Origin of the sequence: Flavobacterium sp. YO64, from assembly GCF_004119505.1 — a bacterium.
GTDB classification, from domain to species: Bacteria; Bacteroidota; Bacteroidia; order Flavobacteriales; family Flavobacteriaceae; genus Flavobacterium; species Flavobacterium oncorhynchi.
The window spans coordinates 82,602-99,522 of record NZ_NRQV01000005.1 but is presented as its reverse complement, the minus strand read 5'-3'; the positions used below and the strand labels follow the sequence as shown (position 1 = coordinate 99,522).

The window sequence follows — 16,921 nt, the reverse complement described above, 5'->3', positions numbered from 1 at the left end:
AAAAAATCAATAGCAACCTATTTTTTAAACAATTTAAAATATAATTAAAATGAAAAATACAATTCTTTCAGCCATATTAATGGTATGCGTAATGGTTTCTGGCAATGCGCAAAGCAAAAAAACAGAAGCAAAATTTTCAACTCAGCAAATTGTTGCAGATTATTTAGCGTTAAAAAATGCACTCGCAAAAGATGACAGCAACGGGGCCGCTAAAGCTGGCAAGGCACTGTATTCGGCTTTCAAAACCACAAATGTAAAATCGATAAATCCAAAATCCAAAGCTGAATATCTTGATATAGCTGACGATGCCAAAGAGCATGCAGAACATATTGGGGCCAATGGCGGTAATATTGAGCATCAAAGAGAGCATTTCGCTCTATTGAGTAAAGACATAAATGATTTGATCAAAACTTTTGGAGCTGCAAAAACACTATATCAGGATTCTTGCCCTATGTATGATGGTGGAAAAGGAGCTATCTGGATCAGTGAAACAAAAGAGATAAAAAACCCTTACTATGGTTCTAAAATGCTTACCTGCGGTTCAATGAAAAAACAATTGTAAAATGAAACGGTTCATCAGAAAGATTCTTTTTATTGGGTTAATTATTTTTCTACTGATGCAATTGTATCAGCCTGCCCGCAATTCCGATTACGGGCAGGTTTTACCAATTCACATTTCAAAAGTCTATCCCATTCCCAAAAATATACAAACGATTCTTAAGACTTCTTGTTACGATTGTCACAGCAGCAACACGCAATATCCATGGTACTCCTACATCCAGCCGGCACGTACCTTTATGGAAGGACATATCAAGGAAGGAAAAGAAAATTTGAATTTCAGCCAATGGGGAAGTTATTCGAAACGAAAACAGGAAAATAAATTAGACCGAATTGCCAAGCAGATAAAAGCCAATCAAATGCCTTTGGCTTCCTATACGCTGATCCATAAAGATGCAGTACTGAATACTGTTCAGAAAGAACAGCTACTCAATTGGATTGAAAAAGTAAGTGATAGTCTTTCAAAAATAAATTAAATCTATGGTACACAAATTAATAGAATGGTCCCTGCGCAACCGTTTCATCATATTACTATTATCAGCAGGAATATTTGTTTGGGGTATTATCTCTATTCAAAAAAATCCTATTGATGCTATTCCAGATCTATCTGAAAATCAGGTAATCGTTTTTACAGAATGGATGGGACGTGCTCCACAGCTCGTTGAAGACCAGATCACCTATCCCTTGGTTACCAACCTTCAGGGATTGCCTAAAATTAAATATGTAAGGGCTGCTTCCATGTTTGGAATGAGTTTTATCTATGTCATTTTTGAGGATGATGTTGATGTATACTGGGCAAGATCAAGAGTACTGGAAAGGCTCAGTACAATTAGCAGCACCCTGCCCAAAGGAGTTGCACCGCAATTGGGACCCGATGGAACCGGAGTTGGCCATATACTCTGGTATACTTTGGACGCTCCCGGCATTGACCTTGGCGAACAAAGGGCACTGCAGGACTGGTATGTCAAATTTGCTTTGCAAAATGTCCCCGGAGTAAGTGAAATTGCTTCTTTTGGAGGATTTCAAAAAGAATACCAGGTTACCATTGATCCAAACAAACTGCTATATTATAAGCTGTCTGTCCCTGAGGTTATAAGCGCCGTACGAGCCAATAATAACGAAAGCGGCGGAAGAAAATTCGACATGAGTGATATTGGCTATATCATTAAGACATCCGGTTATCTGAAATCCATAAAAGAAATTGAGGATATTCCACTGAAAAACCAGAATGGTATCCCTATAAAAGTCAGCGATATAGGAACAGTCCAGATGAGCGGAGAAACCCGATTGGGAATCTTTGATCATAATGGTACAGGCGAAGCTGTTGGAGGCATCGTCGTGATGCGTTACGGTGAAAACGCCGATGCCGTTATTGATAATGTGAAAGAAAAGATGAAAGAAGTCGCAAAAGGGCTTCCTAAAGGGGTAAAATTCAATATTGTATATGACCGAGGGCATCTGATCAAAGAGTCTATTGATTCGGTTAAGCGCACCTTAATTGAAGAGATGATTGTGGTTTCGCTTATCGTTATTATTTTTCTTTTCCATTGGCGCAGCGCATTAAGTATCATAATCCAGATCCCAATTACAATTGCCGCGAGTTTCATACTTCTAAATGCCTTTGGAATATCCTCCAATATCATGTCCCTTACCGGTATCGCACTTGCCATTGGGGTAATAGTTGACAACGGTATTATTATGAGTGAAAATGCCTACCAGCATCTCTCACAACGGTATGCACAATGGGAATCCGAACAAAAAACTGAAACAAACTCTGATGAAAAGAATTAAAAATATATTTCGCAAAAAAACACAGTGGATATCCGAAGAGGAAAGGCTTAAAGTAATTGAGAAAAGCAGCAAGCAGGTTTCTCGCGGGGTATTCTTTGCCACCATAATTATAATTACTTCTTTCCTGCCTGTATTTATGCTTACCGGACAGGAAGGAAAGCTATTCCATCCCTTGGCTTATACAAAAACTTTCATACTGATTGTGGATGCCTTGTTGGTACTTACATTAGCTCCGGTACTGATCTCTTTTTTTATGAAAGGGAAATTCCGTCCAACTGATGCACATCCCGTAAATCGTTTTTTGGAAAAAGGTTATGAGCCTATCATACGCTGGGTCCTAAAATGGAGAAAAACAACCCTTACGGTTAATATTTTGGCGTTATTGATTTCCATTCCATTATTGATGCGGCTGGGAACAGAGTTCATGCCCCCACTGGATGAGCAGAGCATTTTATTTATGCCTGTTACCCTGCCTGATGTATCCAATGGAGAAATCAAACGCATCTTGCAGGTACAGGATAAAATAATAAAATCAGTTCCCGAAGTAGAAAGTGTTTTAGGCAAAGCCGGACGGGCTAATACAGCTACCGATAATTCCCCAATGAGCATGATTGAGACCATTATCATGCTAAAACCAAAATCAGAATGGCGTAAAGGAATAGACAAAAAAGACATTATTAAGGAACTCGATACCAAACTGCAGATCCCGGGTGTGGTAAACGGTTGGACACAGCCTATCATCAACCGTATCAATATGCTCGCTACAGGAATTCGTACCGACGTGGGTATTAAAGTCTACGGTCAAAATCTCGATACCATTGCGCGAGTATCAGAAAGAGTAAAAATGGCTTTAGAGGGAACCCCTGGAGTGTCTGACTTATTTGTGGATCCTATTACTGGTGGCAAATACCTGGATGTTGATGTCAATCGTTCCGAACTGGCCCGTTATGGACTCACTGTAGATGACGTAAACCAAACCGTGGAATTTGCCTTAGGAGGAGCGTCCATCGGCAATACCGTTGAAGGACGAAGACGATTTTCAATAAGCGTTCGTATGGCACAGGACTATAGAAATAGCGTAGAACGCATTAAACGCATTCCCCTGCAGTCTCCAACCTTTGGAGAGGTGCCCCTATCTTCTGTTGCCGATATTAAATTCGTAGATGGCCCTCCAATGATTAGTTCAGAAAATGCACTCCTTCGCGGGGCAGTCATGTTCAACATACGTGATCGTGATATGGGGGGAACCGTACAAGAAGCTATGAAAAAATTAGAAAGTGCCAAAAATATACTTCCCGAAGGGTACTTTATAGAATGGAGCGGACAATATGAGAACCTGATCAGCGGAGAAAAGACCCTTAAAATCATTGCACCGATAGTATTGCTTATTATTTTCTTCTCCCTCTATTTTGCCTTTAATTCCCTTAGAGAAGCCTTCTTAAGTCTTATAACAGTGCCTTTTGCTTTGATTGGAGGTGCCTATATAATTTTTTTCTGGGATGTCAATCTATCAGTGGCAGTAGCTGTAGGTTTTATAGCCTTGTTTGGTATTGCCGTGGAAACCGGAATTGTGATGGTTATCTATCTCAATGATGCAATGGAGCAGCTTATCAAGGCCAAAGGTAATTCAAGAGAAACCATTACTAAAGACGATCTCAGAGAATATGTGGTACACGGCGCCGCAAAGAGATTACGCCCAAAACTAATGACCGTCTGTGTCTCATTATTTGGATTAGTGCCTGTCCTTTGGTCCAATGGTGTCGGAATGGATGTAATGAAACCAATCGTATTGCCTATGATTGGCGGCGTATTTACCTCTGCCGTACATATCTTATTAGTAACCCCGCTTATTTTCCTAATGTCTAAAGAATATGAATTACGAAAATATGGCAAACTTGAAGTACATGATGTCAAACATTAAAATACTGGCAGTACTATTGCTTTTACTGCCATTACAGCTATTGAGCCAGACCCAACAGGTCTTGTCTCTTGATACAATCCTTCACAGGATTGATAAAAAAAACGTGCTCCTGCAAAGCTATAGCCTAAAGGCTGAAGGGTACAAATATAGTGCTGATGCCGCAACGGCATGGATGGCACCAATGGTGGGTGTTGGGACATTTATGACACCCTATCCTTTTCAGGAAGTTATGGATGACCGCGACAAAGGATCTTTAATGTTCAGAGTTGAACAAGATATCCCCAATATAGGAAAGCTAAACAAGAAGAAAAAATTTATCCAGTCCCAAGGAAATATTGAGAACGCTACGCGGACCGTTACCCTTAACGACTATAAAGCGCAGGCCAAACAGCTCTACTACAGCTGGATGGTAGCCGAAGAGCGAATGAAAGTTTTGGATCAGAACGAAAAGATAATGTTGACCATGAAAAAGATTGAGGAAGTACGCTATCCTTACAATCAGTCGCAATTGGGTAATGTATACAAGATTGACGCAAGGATTGAAGAGAACAAAAATATGATCCGCATGCAGGAAGGTGAAATCGCAAAAGCAAGAGCATGGCTCAACAGCTTGATGAACCAGCCTGGCAATGCTGATTTTTCAATCGACACAAGTATTATTCCTGTCTTCAACCCTGCTTTGCACGACACCACAAGTCTTGCTGCTGTGCGGGGAGATATTAAAAAGATGGATGCGGGAATTGAATCGATGCAGCTCAGTATTCAGGCGATGAAAGCGGAGAAAAATCCCTCTTTTAAAATCCAGTTTGACCACATGAATTCTTTCGATAAAATGATGCCCAAAGCCTATTCGGTAATGGCAATGATGTCTATTCCTATTGCTCCATGGTCATCAAAAATGTATAAATCAGATGTTAAAGCAATGCAATATAATGTACAGGCAATGGAGAAAGAGAAATCCGCCATGCTGCAGGAAACCCAGGGTATGTTATATGGTATGCAATATGAAATACTGACCATGCAAAAAAGAATCCAGGGACTCGAAACAAAAATAATCCCTTCAATGCAAAAATCGCTGGATGTAAACTTTCTGAACTATCAGGAAAACAAACTGCAGATTCCTGTAGTAATTGACTCCTGGGAAGCTTTAAATATGCTGCAGAATAACTTATTAGATGAAAAATTAAAACTATATCAAATGATTGTCGATTATGAAAAAGAACTCTATCGCTAAGTTAGTCGGATTGTTATTCGTTTCGATATTAGTATTGACAGCCTGTAACAAGAAAACAGAGCATAACAGTAAGCCCGCACATCAGCATAGTACAAATCAGGAATATACTTGTCCAATGCATCCCGAAGTTATTCAGGATAAGCCCGGCAGCTGCCCAATATGCGGGATGGAATTGGTTGCAAGACACACTCCTGGAACGGAAACAGCTATAGACAGCAGCCTGAAACACCTTTTAAAACCAGTTAACGAACAAGTTGTTTCAAACATATCTGTCATAAAACCTGACGAGGGTACTAAAATATTCTCTATGCAGGTACAGGGAATTATTACCTACGATACCCGCGAGCAGACCAGTATCTCCAGCAGGGTAAGCGGAAGGATTGAGCGTCTGCTGATTAAGTACAATTATCAGCCCGTAAAAAAAGGACAGTTAATCATGGAAATCTATTCCCCTGATCTGGCTGCCGCGCAAAGAGAGTTGTTATTTATTTATCAATCTGACCCAAACAATCCGATGCTTCAAAAAGCAAAAGACAGACTCTCTCTGCTGGGTATGCAACAGGGGCAAATTCAACAGGTATTAAAAACAGGTAAAATCTCCTATCGCATTCCTGTTTACAGTAATGCCACCGGGTACATCTTAGACAACACGGGAGCGGCAAATGCTTCTGCAACAGCTCCTGCGGCTTCGCCTCAAAGCGCACCGTCAGATGATGGTATGGGCGCAATGGGTTCAAGTAGCAGTGCAGCATCAAATAGCAGCGCATCTGCCCCTGCTTCCTCTGCTATTATGCTAAGAGAAGGACAATATGTTGGTGCAGGACAATCTCTTTTTACAATATATACCAACAAAAACCTTATCGCTGAGTTTGCTTTTGATCCATCGGTATCATCCCAGATTAAAAAAGGACAAAAGTTGGTGTTTTATGAACCCTCAGATAAGCAAACCGTGTATACTGGTACTATCGGACTCATTCAACCCGTCTTTAAAGAGGGAAGCAACTTTACCATAGCCCGAATTTATTTGCAGGATAATAAATTTCAGACCGGAAAATTAGTAACTGCAGCCATTCCTATTGTCAGTAAAGGCTGGTGGCTTCCACAAAGCGCCGTTCTTAATTTAGGAAATAAATCCATCGTTTTCAAAAAAGAGCAGGACGTGTTTGTTCCCAGAGAAGTTAAAACGAAAAATAATGGTGATGGAATGGTGCTAATAGACCAAGACATCAATAATTGGAATATCGCCAGTAATGCGGCTTATATGATAGACAGTGAGAGTTTTATCAAGACAGCTTCAGAAAATAAATTAAAAAATTAAGCCATGAACAATAAACTAATAATTCGTACTATTTTGCTCATTGCAATGGTTTTTCCACTTCTATTTACAGCATGTGCCCAAAAAGAAGAAAAAAAAACCAGTCAGGAAAAAGCTCAAACCTATACCTGCCCCATGCATCCGCAAATTGTAAAAGATGGCCCCGGCTCATGCCCGATCTGTGGAATGGATTTAGTGCCTTTCGAAAAAAACAACGCACAGGACTTTCTAACCTTGGGACCCAGCCAGCAGGCACTAGCTAATCTGACTACAATAACTGCTGGGGAAAATGAATTTTCAAATTCTTCTCATCTTAACGGACGTTTGGTTACTGACCCTGAGCAAACTATTTACATTTCAAGTCGTGTGGCAGGAAGGATTGAAGAGTTGTATGTAAAAGAAACTGGTGTTCCCGTTCGAAAAGGCCAGCCTTTGTACAAAATATATTCAGAGCAGCTTTCAGCCCTGCAGCAGGAGTACCTTCTAGCTACGGCACAGGCTGCAAGCTTTACTGAGGATAAACGATTTGCCCAAATAAAAAATGCTGCAAAACAAAAACTATTATTATATGGACAATCTGAAGCACAGCTTAATGAATTATTAAAAAAACAAAAAGCTTCTCCTTATGTTGTTTATTATGCCCCGGATTCAGGAATAGTTGCAGAACTTTCCATAACAGAAGGCCAATATGTAGCAGAAGGAGGCTCTATTATGAAACTGGAAGATTATACCCGTTTATGGGTCGAAGCTGATGTCTATCCCGCAGATGCTGGTAAAGTTAAAATAGGCCAAAAAGTAAAAGTTATAGTCTCGGGTTATGAAGATCAGCCCCAAACAATGACAGTAGATTTTATAAATCCTGCCCTGCAGACAAGCAAACAGCTCATACAGCTGCGAGGTGCTATTGCCAATCCAAACAAGCAATGGCAGGCAGGTCAACAGGCAATTGTTTTACTGCCTTCATCAGAACAAAAAATGAAATTAACCATACCTGTAGATGCCGTAATAAGAGACGGCAGCGGTACACATGTGTGGATTGAAATTGAAAAAGGCAAATATCAGCCTAGAATGGTGGCTATTGGTTCTGAAACCTTCGATGAAGTCGAAATTACCAGTGGCTTAACAAAAGGTGATATTGTGGTTGCAACTGGCGCCTATCTCTTGTACAGTGAATTTATATTAAAAAAAGGCAAAAACCCAATGTCAGGAATGAAAATGTAATAATTAATCAAGCAAATAATGAAAGAATTAATCAAATCAGGAATCTCCATATTATCAATCTTGTTGCTTATTGCCTGTGGTAATAATGAAAACAAAAAGAAAGAGATTCCACAGAATAAGAAAACGTCAGTCGCAATTACTAAGGAATCCGAAGTAAAGATAAATGATGATCTTTTAAACGCAATTTACAGCCAGTATACTCATTTAACAGTTGCCCTTACTCAAGGTAATATCGCAGAGGCAAAACTGGCAGCTAATGCGATTGAGGCGGGAGCGCAAAAAATCAGCGCCAACAGTAATCTTGTTACAAGTGCTGGGGCAATCGTTTCAGCTCCGGATATTGAAAAGCAGCGAGTAGCTTATTCTCAACTAAGTAATGAAATGGTTGGCTTGCTGAAGAAAGCAGGAATGGCTGACGCTGAGCTGTATGTGCACTATTGTCCAATGGCTTTTGATAATAAAGGGGCAGTATGGATTAGTACTACCAAAGAAGTGCGTAACCCTTACTTTGGAGAAAAAATGCTTAAATGTGGTGAGGTGAAAGAAACAATTAAATAATCAGAATCTAAGATTGAAGACGGTTTGTAATTATTTTTTAGTGTTAAACAATTGGTTGAAACAGCTGATGAGAAACAAGCCATTTGAAACAAGTTTAAAATACATATTAGCTTCAAAAAAAAACACTAACTTTCTATATACTAAACAAATAACACATCGTATCTAAAAAAACAACCTTATGACACATACCTATACAATATCAGGAATGACTTGCGATGGATGCCGCACCAAAGTAGAAAAAACATTAAATGCAGTCGAAGGAATAAAGGCAAATGTCACATTAGATCCACCGATGGCAACCATTACGATGGAAAAACATATTGCCACCGAAGAACTTCAAGCCGCATTAACTGCCGTTGGAAAGTACACCATTGAAATGACTCATGCTACTCATTCCCACGAAAAAACAGCTGAGAAATCATGCTGTAGTACTGCTAATGATCATCAACACAACAAGGATCATAAAAAAATAGCGGTACCTCATAATCATGCCGGTGGAAAATACTATTGCCCAATGCATTGTGAAGGTGATAAAATGTATGATAAAGCCGGAGATTGTCCTGTGTGCGGAATGGATTTGATACAAGAGCCAGCAGCTATTCAAGTACAGCAATATACCTGTCCGATGCATTCGGAAGTTATTACCAATGCGCCTGGTTCATGCCCAATTTGTGGAATGGACTTAGTGCCTATGGAGCCAACGGATACAGAGGAGAACAAAGTATATAAGGAGTTGCTGCAAAAAATGAAAATAGCAATACTCTTTACGGTGCCTATCTTTTTTATTGCTATGATAGAGATGATGCATGACAATCCATTATTGAAAATAATGGACGTTCAAAAATGGAATTGGGTTCAGCTGATTTTCTCACTCCCCGTGATGTTTTATGCCGGTTGGATGTTTTTCGTTCGCGGATGGAAATCAATTGTAACTTGGAATTTAAATATGTTTACCCTTATCGCAATTGGTACTGGGGTAGCATTTTTGTTTAGTATTGTTGGAATGTTTTTTCCGGATGTATTTCCGGAGGAGTTTAAATCGGAACACGGAACAATTCATCTTTATTTTGAAGCGGCAACGGTAATTCTTACACTGGTATTACTAGGACAATTGCTTGAAGCAAGAGCGCACAGTCAAACCAGTGGTGCCATAAAAGAATTATTGAAATTAGCACCTACCGAAGCTACTTTGGTTCTTGAAGGAGTCGATAAAATAATCTCAATCCATGATATCAAAAAAGGTGATTTATTACGGGTAAAACCCGGAGACAAAATTCCTGTGGATGGGAAGATAACCGATGGTGAAAGCACAATAGACGAATCGATGATTACCGGCGAACCAATTCCTGTGGATAAAAAAATGGGAGATGCGGTATCATCAGGAACCATCAATGGAAACAGATCATTTGTTATGATTGCCGAAAAAGTAGGTTCGGAAACTTTGCTTTCGCAAATTATACAAATGGTCAATAATGCAAGCCGTTCCAGAGCACCAATACAGAAACTAGCAGATAGTATCGCCAAATATTTTGTGCCGATTGTTGTTGTTATCTCTGTTCTTACTTTTTTCATTTGGGCAAAATTTGGCCCGGAACCGGCAATGGTTTACGGATTTATCAACGCCATTGCCGTATTGATAATTGCTTGTCCATGTGCACTGGGTTTAGCAACACCGATGTCTGTAATGGTAGGGGTTGGTAAAGGAGCACAATCGGGAATTCTCATAAAAAATGCCGAAGCCTTAGAAAATATGAACAAAGTAAATGTTCTGATTACTGATAAAACGGGGACAATTACCGAAGGAAAACCTTCTGTAGAGAAAATTGTTGCTTTCGAGTATTCAGAAGAGGAACTGTTACAATTTATTGCTTCTTTAAATCAATATAGCGAACACCCTTTGGCACAGGCCGTAGTGAAATTTGCAAAAGCGAAAAATGTCTCTTTGACAAAAGTCAATGATTTTGAAAACATCGCAGGTAAAGGAGTGATTGGAACTGCTATTGGTAAGAAGACGGCATTAGGCAATAAAAAATTAATGGAGCAAGCAGGGGCAATTGTTTCTGCTGTCATAGAAGAGAAAATTATTGCCGAGCAAAAATTAGGAAAGACGGTTTCTTACATCGCTGTAGATAAAAACGTGGTGGGATTTGTAACGATAACCGATGCCATAAAAGAAACCAGTGCTGCTGCTATAAAAGAATTAATGCGTCAAGGAGTTGAAGTAATCATGCTTACGGGAGATAATATAAATACTGCCAAGGCTGTTGCCGACGAATTGCATTTGACTTCTTTTCAAGCAGGCTGTTTACCAGAGGATAAATTAAAAGTAATCGAGAAATTACAAGCTGAAGGAAAAATTGTTGCTATGGCGGGTGACGGTATAAATGATGCGCCGGCTTTGGCACAATCGGATATCGGAATTGCGATGGGAACAGGAACAGATGTTGCAATAGAAAGTGCCAAGATTACATTGGTAAAAGGAGATTTGCAAGGAATTGTAAAAGCTAAAAACCTGAGCCATGCTGTAATGAGCAATATAAAACAAAATCTCTTCTTTGCTTTTATATACAACGTATTAGGGGTTCCTGTTGCAGCTGGAGTTTTATATCCGTTTTTCGGAATATTACTTTCTCCTATGATTGCTGCCCTGGCAATGAGCTTTAGTTCTGTATCTGTTATTGTCAATGCATTGCGATTAAGAAGTTTAAAACTCTAAAGAATAAATAATTTACTATACAAACAAAGATGACCAATCTAGGACAAATTATTCTGCAGTATAAAATTGATAACGAAAGTGTCTACAATACCTGGTTTATATATAACGATCAACGATTAAAGGCATTTCGCACTATAAGACGCGGTGTTCTGCAAGTCATTGAGGATATTAAAAGCAAAACCTTTCCTAATGATTTCAAAGAAAGCAGCCTAGAATTTGTACTGAGCTGCATTGCTGAACAAAAACAAGTCTTTGCCGGAGTTTCACATCCGTTTTACTGGAAACCCAAATTACGCATTCCAGATATCTATGAAAATCAAAACAATAAATTGGCTTTTGGTCAGTTTCTTGAAAATTGTATCAATGCCAAGTCTGAAGAACAGGTTGTAAAAGAAATCATAAGACTCGATGAATTAAAAATTAAAGGCTTAGGGCCAGCGGTTGCCAGTATTCTATATTTCATACACCCAACCTGGTTCCCACCATTCAACACTGCTATTCTAAATGGTTTTAATTTTCTTTTTAAAGACAAAAAAAAATTGGGAAGCTGGACAGAATATCTTAAAATAAGAGAAGTTTTAATGGAAACTAACAGTTTGCATAAATCTCAGCTCTCAAATGATTTGGGTGCCATCGCTGGATTGTGTTTTGAAATTGGAACTCAGAAAATGCTAATAGGCAATGATGAATATTTAAGCGAAGTAGAACGTGCAAGATTCGAAAAAAACGTACACAAACGTCAGAAAGAAATACTTGACGAAAAACTAGAAGAAAATCTGCATAGTGAAATGCAGTACCATTTATTAAAAATTGGAGTTTCATTGGGTTTCGATGTTACTCCGGCAAGCAATGATAAAAGCAAATCGTTTGATGGGCAGAATTTCTCCTTTATTTCACTTGGAAAATTCCCTGAGCTGCCTACTGACAAGGACACTCAAAATACCATCAAGTTAATTGATGTGTTGTGGTTCGAAAAAGGCACAAACAAAATTATAGGAGCCTTTGAAGTAGAAAAGAGCACTAGTATCTATTCGGGCATACTACGGTTGTCTGACCTATACTTTACTATTTCAAACGGACAGGAAGTTTTTTATATTATAATTCCAAATAATCGGGAAAAGGATTTAGTCCTTCAACTCAATAGACCTGTTATAAAAAACTCTAAAATGAATATTAAGTATATCCTGTTTTCTGAACTAAGAGCCAATTGTGATGCTATATGCAAATTTGGCAGCGACCATTCGATAATGGAAAAAATATCAAAATCAATTTAAAATTAAAAACTATGAAAAAAATAATTCTGCTAAGCTTCATTATTATGCAATCGTTATCAATTTCTGCACAAGAAAAAATTCAAATTAAACTTACCCCTGCAAGTCCCTTTGCATCATTTCAACAAGAAATCGGAAGTTCTACAGTCAAAATATCCTATAGCAGACCCTTAGTAAGAGGGCGAAAAATATTTGGCGAATTAGTGCCTTTTGGTAAACTCTGGCGAACAGGCGCCAGCGATTGTACGACCATAAGTACTAATGAAGATATTGCTTTTGGAAACAATATTTTAAGAGAAGGAACTTATTCTGTATTCTCAATTCCTTCAGAAAATGAGTGGACTATAATTATCAATAGTGATATTACTTTACATGGCGAAACTGGTTATGATGAGAAAAAAGATGTTATGCGTTTTACCGTTCCCACAGAAAAAACGATTGGTTTTTATGAAACTTTTACCATTGAATTAAATGACATCAACAGTAAAGGAGAAGGCTTCCTTAAAATAGAATGGGAAAACACAATGGTTAAAATACCTATGAAAAGCAAAGCTGACAAAGAAATTTTAGCCCTAATTGACAAATATATTATTAAAGAAAAAAGTCAAAATGCTACTTTATTGTTTCAGGCAGCAAATTATTATTCAGCCACGTGCAGAGCAAACAACCAAGCAGTATCGTGGTTAGCTGAAGCTGAAAAATTAGATCCTGAAAATTTTTATTATCCGACTTTAAGACAGAAAATCTCAGTAGAACTCAAGGATTATCCCAATGCCATCGAGGCTGCAAAAAAAGCCCTTGCAATTGCAGAACAGAAAAAAATGAAAGGCACGGAAAAATTAAAAAACCAGCTTGAAGAGTTACAATTATTACTTAAAAGCAAATAAATATTAAGCTATTACAATATCACATTGAAAAATACAAGCGCAGAAAAAATCCCCGCCACTTAAGCTAATGCTGTATTATATTATAGTGCCATTAGATTTGTTTTGGAGGAAAATTTATTAATCTAAATAACTTTTAAAGGAAAAAAATCATGAAAATGGAACACACAACACAGCAGCATTCAAAAGAGAAAAACCCAAAAATGTACAAAAAATTAGCATTTATGATCGTATTGTCATTTATTGCTATGTACATCCTAATGTACTCGATGGTAGATGTTTTTGCTAATGTCATTCCCAATGTAAATCAATTTTACATGGCAGGACTAATGACTATGCCGATGCTCATAATTGAGATTATTGTAATGGGCAGTATGTATATGAATAAAAAGTGGAACATGGCATTACTTGCCATAGGCGGCCTTGCTGCAATTATTTTTTTTTCCTGCATCAGACTGCAAGCGGCTGTTGACGATAAAGAGTTCTTAAAATCAATGATTCCACACCATGCAGCGGCAATCCTCATGGCCAAAGAGGCTTCCCTTCAAGATCCAGAAATAAGTCAGCTTGCACAAGACATTATAAAAGCACAAGAAGCTGAAATTGCGCAGATGAAAGCCAAGTTGGGTGAAATGAAAAAAAAATAACAGAACAATATTCTATAAAAATAGCAATATGAAAAATATACTTACAATACTAGTTTTTATCATGCTTCCTGTCCTAATTTATGCTCAGGATATGAAAACAATGGAAATGGATAAAAAGCCTTCGAAAGAAGAGTCAAATCCCACTACGTATACTTGTCCAATGCATCCCGAAATTCATGAAGCCAAACCAGGAAACTGCCCCAAGTGCGGTATGAAACTAGTTCCGGAAAAGTCAGACAAGCAAACAAAAACAGCAGAAAATAAAGCCACCAAGCAAACTGACCAAGGTAATAAGACACTTCAGGACGGCAATAGTAGTTCTATTTCTCAGAAAAGAGCTGAAGAAAATACTTCGCCACCGCGTGTAGTCCGATATGACCTGTATATAAGAGACACAATTGTAAATTTTACAGGAAAAGCAAAAAGGGCCATTGCCGTTAACGGACAAATACCTATGCCTACTTTGACCTTTACAGAAGGAGATACTGCGGAAATCTATGTTCACAATGAGCTGGATGAAGATACTTCCTTGCATTGGCATGGCTTATTCTTACCCAATCAATATGATGGTGTGCCAAATCTAACTCAAATGCCAATTAAACCCCATACGACGCATCTGTATACTTTTCCCATTATTCAGCATGGCACACACTGGTATCATAGCCATACGGAACTTCAGGAACAGATAGGCATGTACGGTTCGTTCATTATGAATAAAAGGACAGATGATCCGACCTTTCGCAAGGGAATCGATGATTTGCCTTCCGTTCCCATAATACTAAGTGAATGGACAGATATGAAACCTGAAAATGTACATCGATTACTGCACAATGCATCAGACTGGTTTGCTATTAAAAAGGGCACTACACAAAGTTATGCAGAAGCTATAAAACAGGGGTATTTCAGCGACAAAATAAAAAATGAATGGAAGCGAATGAATGCCATGGATGTCAGTGATGTTTATTACGACAAATTTTTAATCAATGGGAAAAATGAAAATCAGCTTTCCCAATTTAAAGCAGGTGATAAGGTCCGATTACGGGTTTCCAATGGAGGTGCATCAACCTACTTTTGGTTAACCTATGCCGGTGGGAAAATTACGGTTGTGGCAAATGATGGGAATGACGTAGAACCCGTTGAGGTTGATCGACTAATTATTGCAGTTTCTGAAACCTATGACATAGTTGTTACTATTCCAGCTGATAAAACAGCTTATGAATTTTTAGCAACACCCGAAGACCGAACAAAATCTACGTCCCTTTACATCGGAAGCGGAATTAAGCAATTAGTAGCTCCTTTGCCAAAACTTAAATATTTCGAAGGAATGAAAATGATGAACGGCATGATGAAAATGAATGGCGATCTGGATGACATGGGAATGAGCATGAGCCTTAATAAGATGGATATGAATGTAGTAATGTATCCTGAGATTACAGGTGAAACAAAGCCTAAAACCAGTACAAAGATGGAAGGAATGAAAATGGATGCTGAGCAATATAATGCCAATGCACTTTCGGATATTACAACACTAAATTATGCAATGCTTAAATCACCTACAAAAACTACGCTTCCCGAAAATGCCCCTGTTAAAGAACTAAAATTTGAACTTACGGGGAATATGAATCGATATGTATGGAGTCTGGACAATAAGGTGGTTTCAGAAGCTGATAAAATATTAATTAAAAAAGGTGAAAATGTACGTATAATTTTGCATAATAATTCTATGATGCGCCATCCAATGCACTTGCATGGACATGATTTCAGGGTTCTTAATGGACAAGGAGAATATGCACCATTAAAAAATGTGATTGATATAATGCCTATGGAAACCGATACTTTGGAATTTAATGCCAATGTTGATGGAGACTGGTTTTTTCACTGCCATATTTTATATCATATGATGAGCGGAATGGGCAGGGTTTTTACTTATGAAAATCAGCCGGCCAATCCTGAAATACCAAACCCAAAACTAGCACAGCGAAAACTTTTTGCCGACGACAGAAAATTCCACTTTATGGCAGAAAATGATTTTGCCACCAATGGAAATGACGGTGAAGCAATGTATCAAAGTACACGCTGGAGCATTGGAACCGAATGGAGGTTAGGATACAATGACATGCATGGTTATGAAACAGAAACACATATTGGTCGATATATTGGAAAAATGCAATGGTTAATGCCTTTTATAGGATTTGACTGGAGATATAGAAGAATGGGAGAAGATATACAAGAAAATAATCTTTTTGGACAAACCAATACTAAGGATAAACGTGCAGTGGTAAGTCTAGGGGTTAACTACATCCTACCTATGTTAATAGTAGCACAAGCTGAAGTTTTTACCGATGGTAAAGTCAGATTACAATTTGAACGTAAAGACATTCCCGTTTCTAAACGGCTTAGAATGAATTTGATGTGGAATACAGACAAGGAATATATGGCAGGACTACGCTATATAATTACCAGATGGGGTTCTTTGTCTTCACACTATGACAGTGATATGGGCTTTGGTGCAGGATTTATTTTAAATTACTAGCTTATAAGTACAATAGTAAATTATTGTAAGACCAAATTCTAGAATTAAGATTAATCGGTTAATATTGAAGGATATCAATTTTTTTAAATTGTCTTTCATTTGAACGGTGTGGAAGTCCATTCAAATTAATGATCGAAATTGAACCAGTATGAAAATCTAATAATACCAATTTTAAATTTAAAATTGGTATTATTAATAACAAATAACTGCAAATGCTGAACATCTTTCTAATTATGGGTTGTTCAGTTTGTATTGTATTTATATAATATCAG

General features: G+C 38.1%; 13 protein-coding genes. All 13 read left to right on the top strand.

Annotated elements, in window-relative coordinates:
* The first annotated feature begins 49 nt into the window (after nucleotides 1-49).
* The 13 genes from BOW57_RS05140 to BOW57_RS05080 all read left to right on the top strand — a co-directional run bounded on the left by BOW57_RS05140 (nucleotide 50) and on the right by BOW57_RS05080 (nucleotide 16,649).
* Nucleotides 50-562 (top strand): DUF3347 domain-containing protein, encoded by a 513-nt coding sequence (locus BOW57_RS05140; RefSeq protein ID WP_008463761.1) that lies wholly within the window; start codon nucleotides 50-52, stop codon nucleotides 560-562.
* Nucleotide 563: 1 nt separating this feature from the next.
* Nucleotides 564-1,034: a heme-binding domain-containing protein gene (locus BOW57_RS05135; protein ID WP_008463760.1), complete on the top strand. Its 471-nt coding sequence runs from the start codon at nucleotides 564-566 to the stop codon at nucleotides 1,032-1,034.
* 4 nt (nucleotides 1,035-1,038) lie between these two features.
* Nucleotides 1,039-2,349, top strand: a complete 1,311-nt coding sequence (locus BOW57_RS05130; protein ID WP_008463756.1) for an efflux RND transporter permease subunit — start codon at nucleotides 1,039-1,041, stop codon at nucleotides 2,347-2,349.
* Nucleotides 2,336-4,270, top strand: a complete 1,935-nt coding sequence (locus tag BOW57_RS05125) for an efflux RND transporter permease subunit (protein ID WP_008463755.1) — start codon at nucleotides 2,336-2,338, stop codon at nucleotides 4,268-4,270. Before BOW57_RS05130 ends, BOW57_RS05125 begins: the two co-directional genes overlap by 14 nt.
* Nucleotides 4,254-5,504, top strand: coding sequence for a TolC family protein (locus BOW57_RS05120; RefSeq protein WP_240475519.1), 1,251 nt, complete (start codon nucleotides 4,254-4,256; stop codon nucleotides 5,502-5,504). Before BOW57_RS05125 ends, BOW57_RS05120 begins: the two co-directional genes overlap by 17 nt.
* Nucleotides 5,482-6,822, top strand: coding sequence for an efflux RND transporter periplasmic adaptor subunit (locus tag BOW57_RS05115; protein ID WP_041515713.1), 1,341 nt, complete (start codon nucleotides 5,482-5,484; stop codon nucleotides 6,820-6,822). Before BOW57_RS05120 ends, BOW57_RS05115 begins: the two co-directional genes overlap by 23 nt.
* A gap of 3 nt (nucleotides 6,823-6,825) precedes the next feature.
* Complete coding sequence (locus BOW57_RS05110) at nucleotides 6,826-8,040, top strand: efflux RND transporter periplasmic adaptor subunit (RefSeq protein WP_041515712.1); 1,215 nt, start codon at nucleotides 6,826-6,828, stop codon at nucleotides 8,038-8,040.
* An 18-nt stretch (nucleotides 8,041-8,058) separates the two neighbouring features.
* Nucleotides 8,059-8,598, top strand: coding sequence for a DUF3347 domain-containing protein (locus BOW57_RS05105; protein ID WP_072953512.1), 540 nt, complete (start codon nucleotides 8,059-8,061; stop codon nucleotides 8,596-8,598).
* Nucleotides 8,599-8,776: 178 nt separating this feature from the next.
* Nucleotides 8,777-11,314 carry a heavy metal translocating P-type ATPase gene (locus tag BOW57_RS05100; RefSeq protein WP_041515710.1) on the top strand — a complete coding sequence of 846 codons (2,538 nt, stop codon included), beginning with the start codon at nucleotides 8,777-8,779 and terminating at the stop codon, nucleotides 11,312-11,314.
* 29 nt (nucleotides 11,315-11,343) lie between these two features.
* A complete protein-coding gene (locus BOW57_RS05095) occupies nucleotides 11,344-12,588 on the top strand; it encodes a hypothetical protein (RefSeq protein WP_041515709.1) in 1,245 nt (414 codons plus the stop codon).
* A gap of 11 nt (nucleotides 12,589-12,599) precedes the next feature.
* Nucleotides 12,600-13,472: a DUF2911 domain-containing protein gene (locus BOW57_RS05090; RefSeq protein WP_129053270.1), complete on the top strand. Its 873-nt coding sequence runs from the start codon at nucleotides 12,600-12,602 to the stop codon at nucleotides 13,470-13,472.
* A 155-nt stretch (nucleotides 13,473-13,627) separates the two neighbouring features.
* The gene (locus tag BOW57_RS05085; protein WP_241687386.1) at nucleotides 13,628-14,116 is read left to right on the top strand and encodes a DUF305 domain-containing protein; all 489 of its coding nucleotides are present in this window, start codon (nucleotides 13,628-13,630) and stop codon (nucleotides 14,114-14,116) included.
* Between the two features lie 28 nt (nucleotides 14,117-14,144).
* Entirely contained in the window at nucleotides 14,145-16,649 is a 2,505-nt protein-coding gene (locus tag BOW57_RS05080) for a multicopper oxidase domain-containing protein (protein WP_041515707.1), read from the top strand.
* The last annotated feature ends 272 nt before the right edge of the window (nucleotides 16,650-16,921 follow it).

Coding starts and splice junctions, on each gene's coding strand:
- BOW57_RS05105 (WP_072953512.1), top strand. CDS start 8,059: ATGAAAGAATTAATCAAATCAGGAATCTCCATATTATCAATCTTGTTG.
- BOW57_RS05110 (WP_041515712.1), top strand. CDS start 6,826: ATGAACAATAAACTAATAATTCGTACTATTTTGCTCATTGCAATGGTT.
- BOW57_RS05095 (WP_041515709.1), top strand. CDS start 11,344: ATGACCAATCTAGGACAAATTATTCTGCAGTATAAAATTGATAACGAA.
- BOW57_RS05085 (WP_241687386.1), top strand. CDS start 13,628: ATGGAACACACAACACAGCAGCATTCAAAAGAGAAAAACCCAAAAATG.
- BOW57_RS05130 (WP_008463756.1), top strand. CDS start 1,039: ATGGTACACAAATTAATAGAATGGTCCCTGCGCAACCGTTTCATCATA.
- BOW57_RS05080 (WP_041515707.1), top strand. CDS start 14,145: ATGAAAAATATACTTACAATACTAGTTTTTATCATGCTTCCTGTCCTA.
- BOW57_RS05090 (WP_129053270.1), top strand. CDS start 12,600: ATGAAAAAAATAATTCTGCTAAGCTTCATTATTATGCAATCGTTATCA.
- BOW57_RS05140 (WP_008463761.1), top strand. CDS start 50: ATGAAAAATACAATTCTTTCAGCCATATTAATGGTATGCGTAATGGTT.
- BOW57_RS05125 (WP_008463755.1), top strand. CDS start 2,336: ATGAAAAGAATTAAAAATATATTTCGCAAAAAAACACAGTGGATATCC.
- BOW57_RS05120 (WP_240475519.1), top strand. CDS start 4,254: ATGATGTCAAACATTAAAATACTGGCAGTACTATTGCTTTTACTGCCA.
- BOW57_RS05115 (WP_041515713.1), top strand. CDS start 5,482: ATGAAAAAGAACTCTATCGCTAAGTTAGTCGGATTGTTATTCGTTTCG.
- BOW57_RS05100 (WP_041515710.1), top strand. CDS start 8,777: ATGACACATACCTATACAATATCAGGAATGACTTGCGATGGATGCCGC.
- BOW57_RS05135 (WP_008463760.1), top strand. CDS start 564: ATGAAACGGTTCATCAGAAAGATTCTTTTTATTGGGTTAATTATTTTT.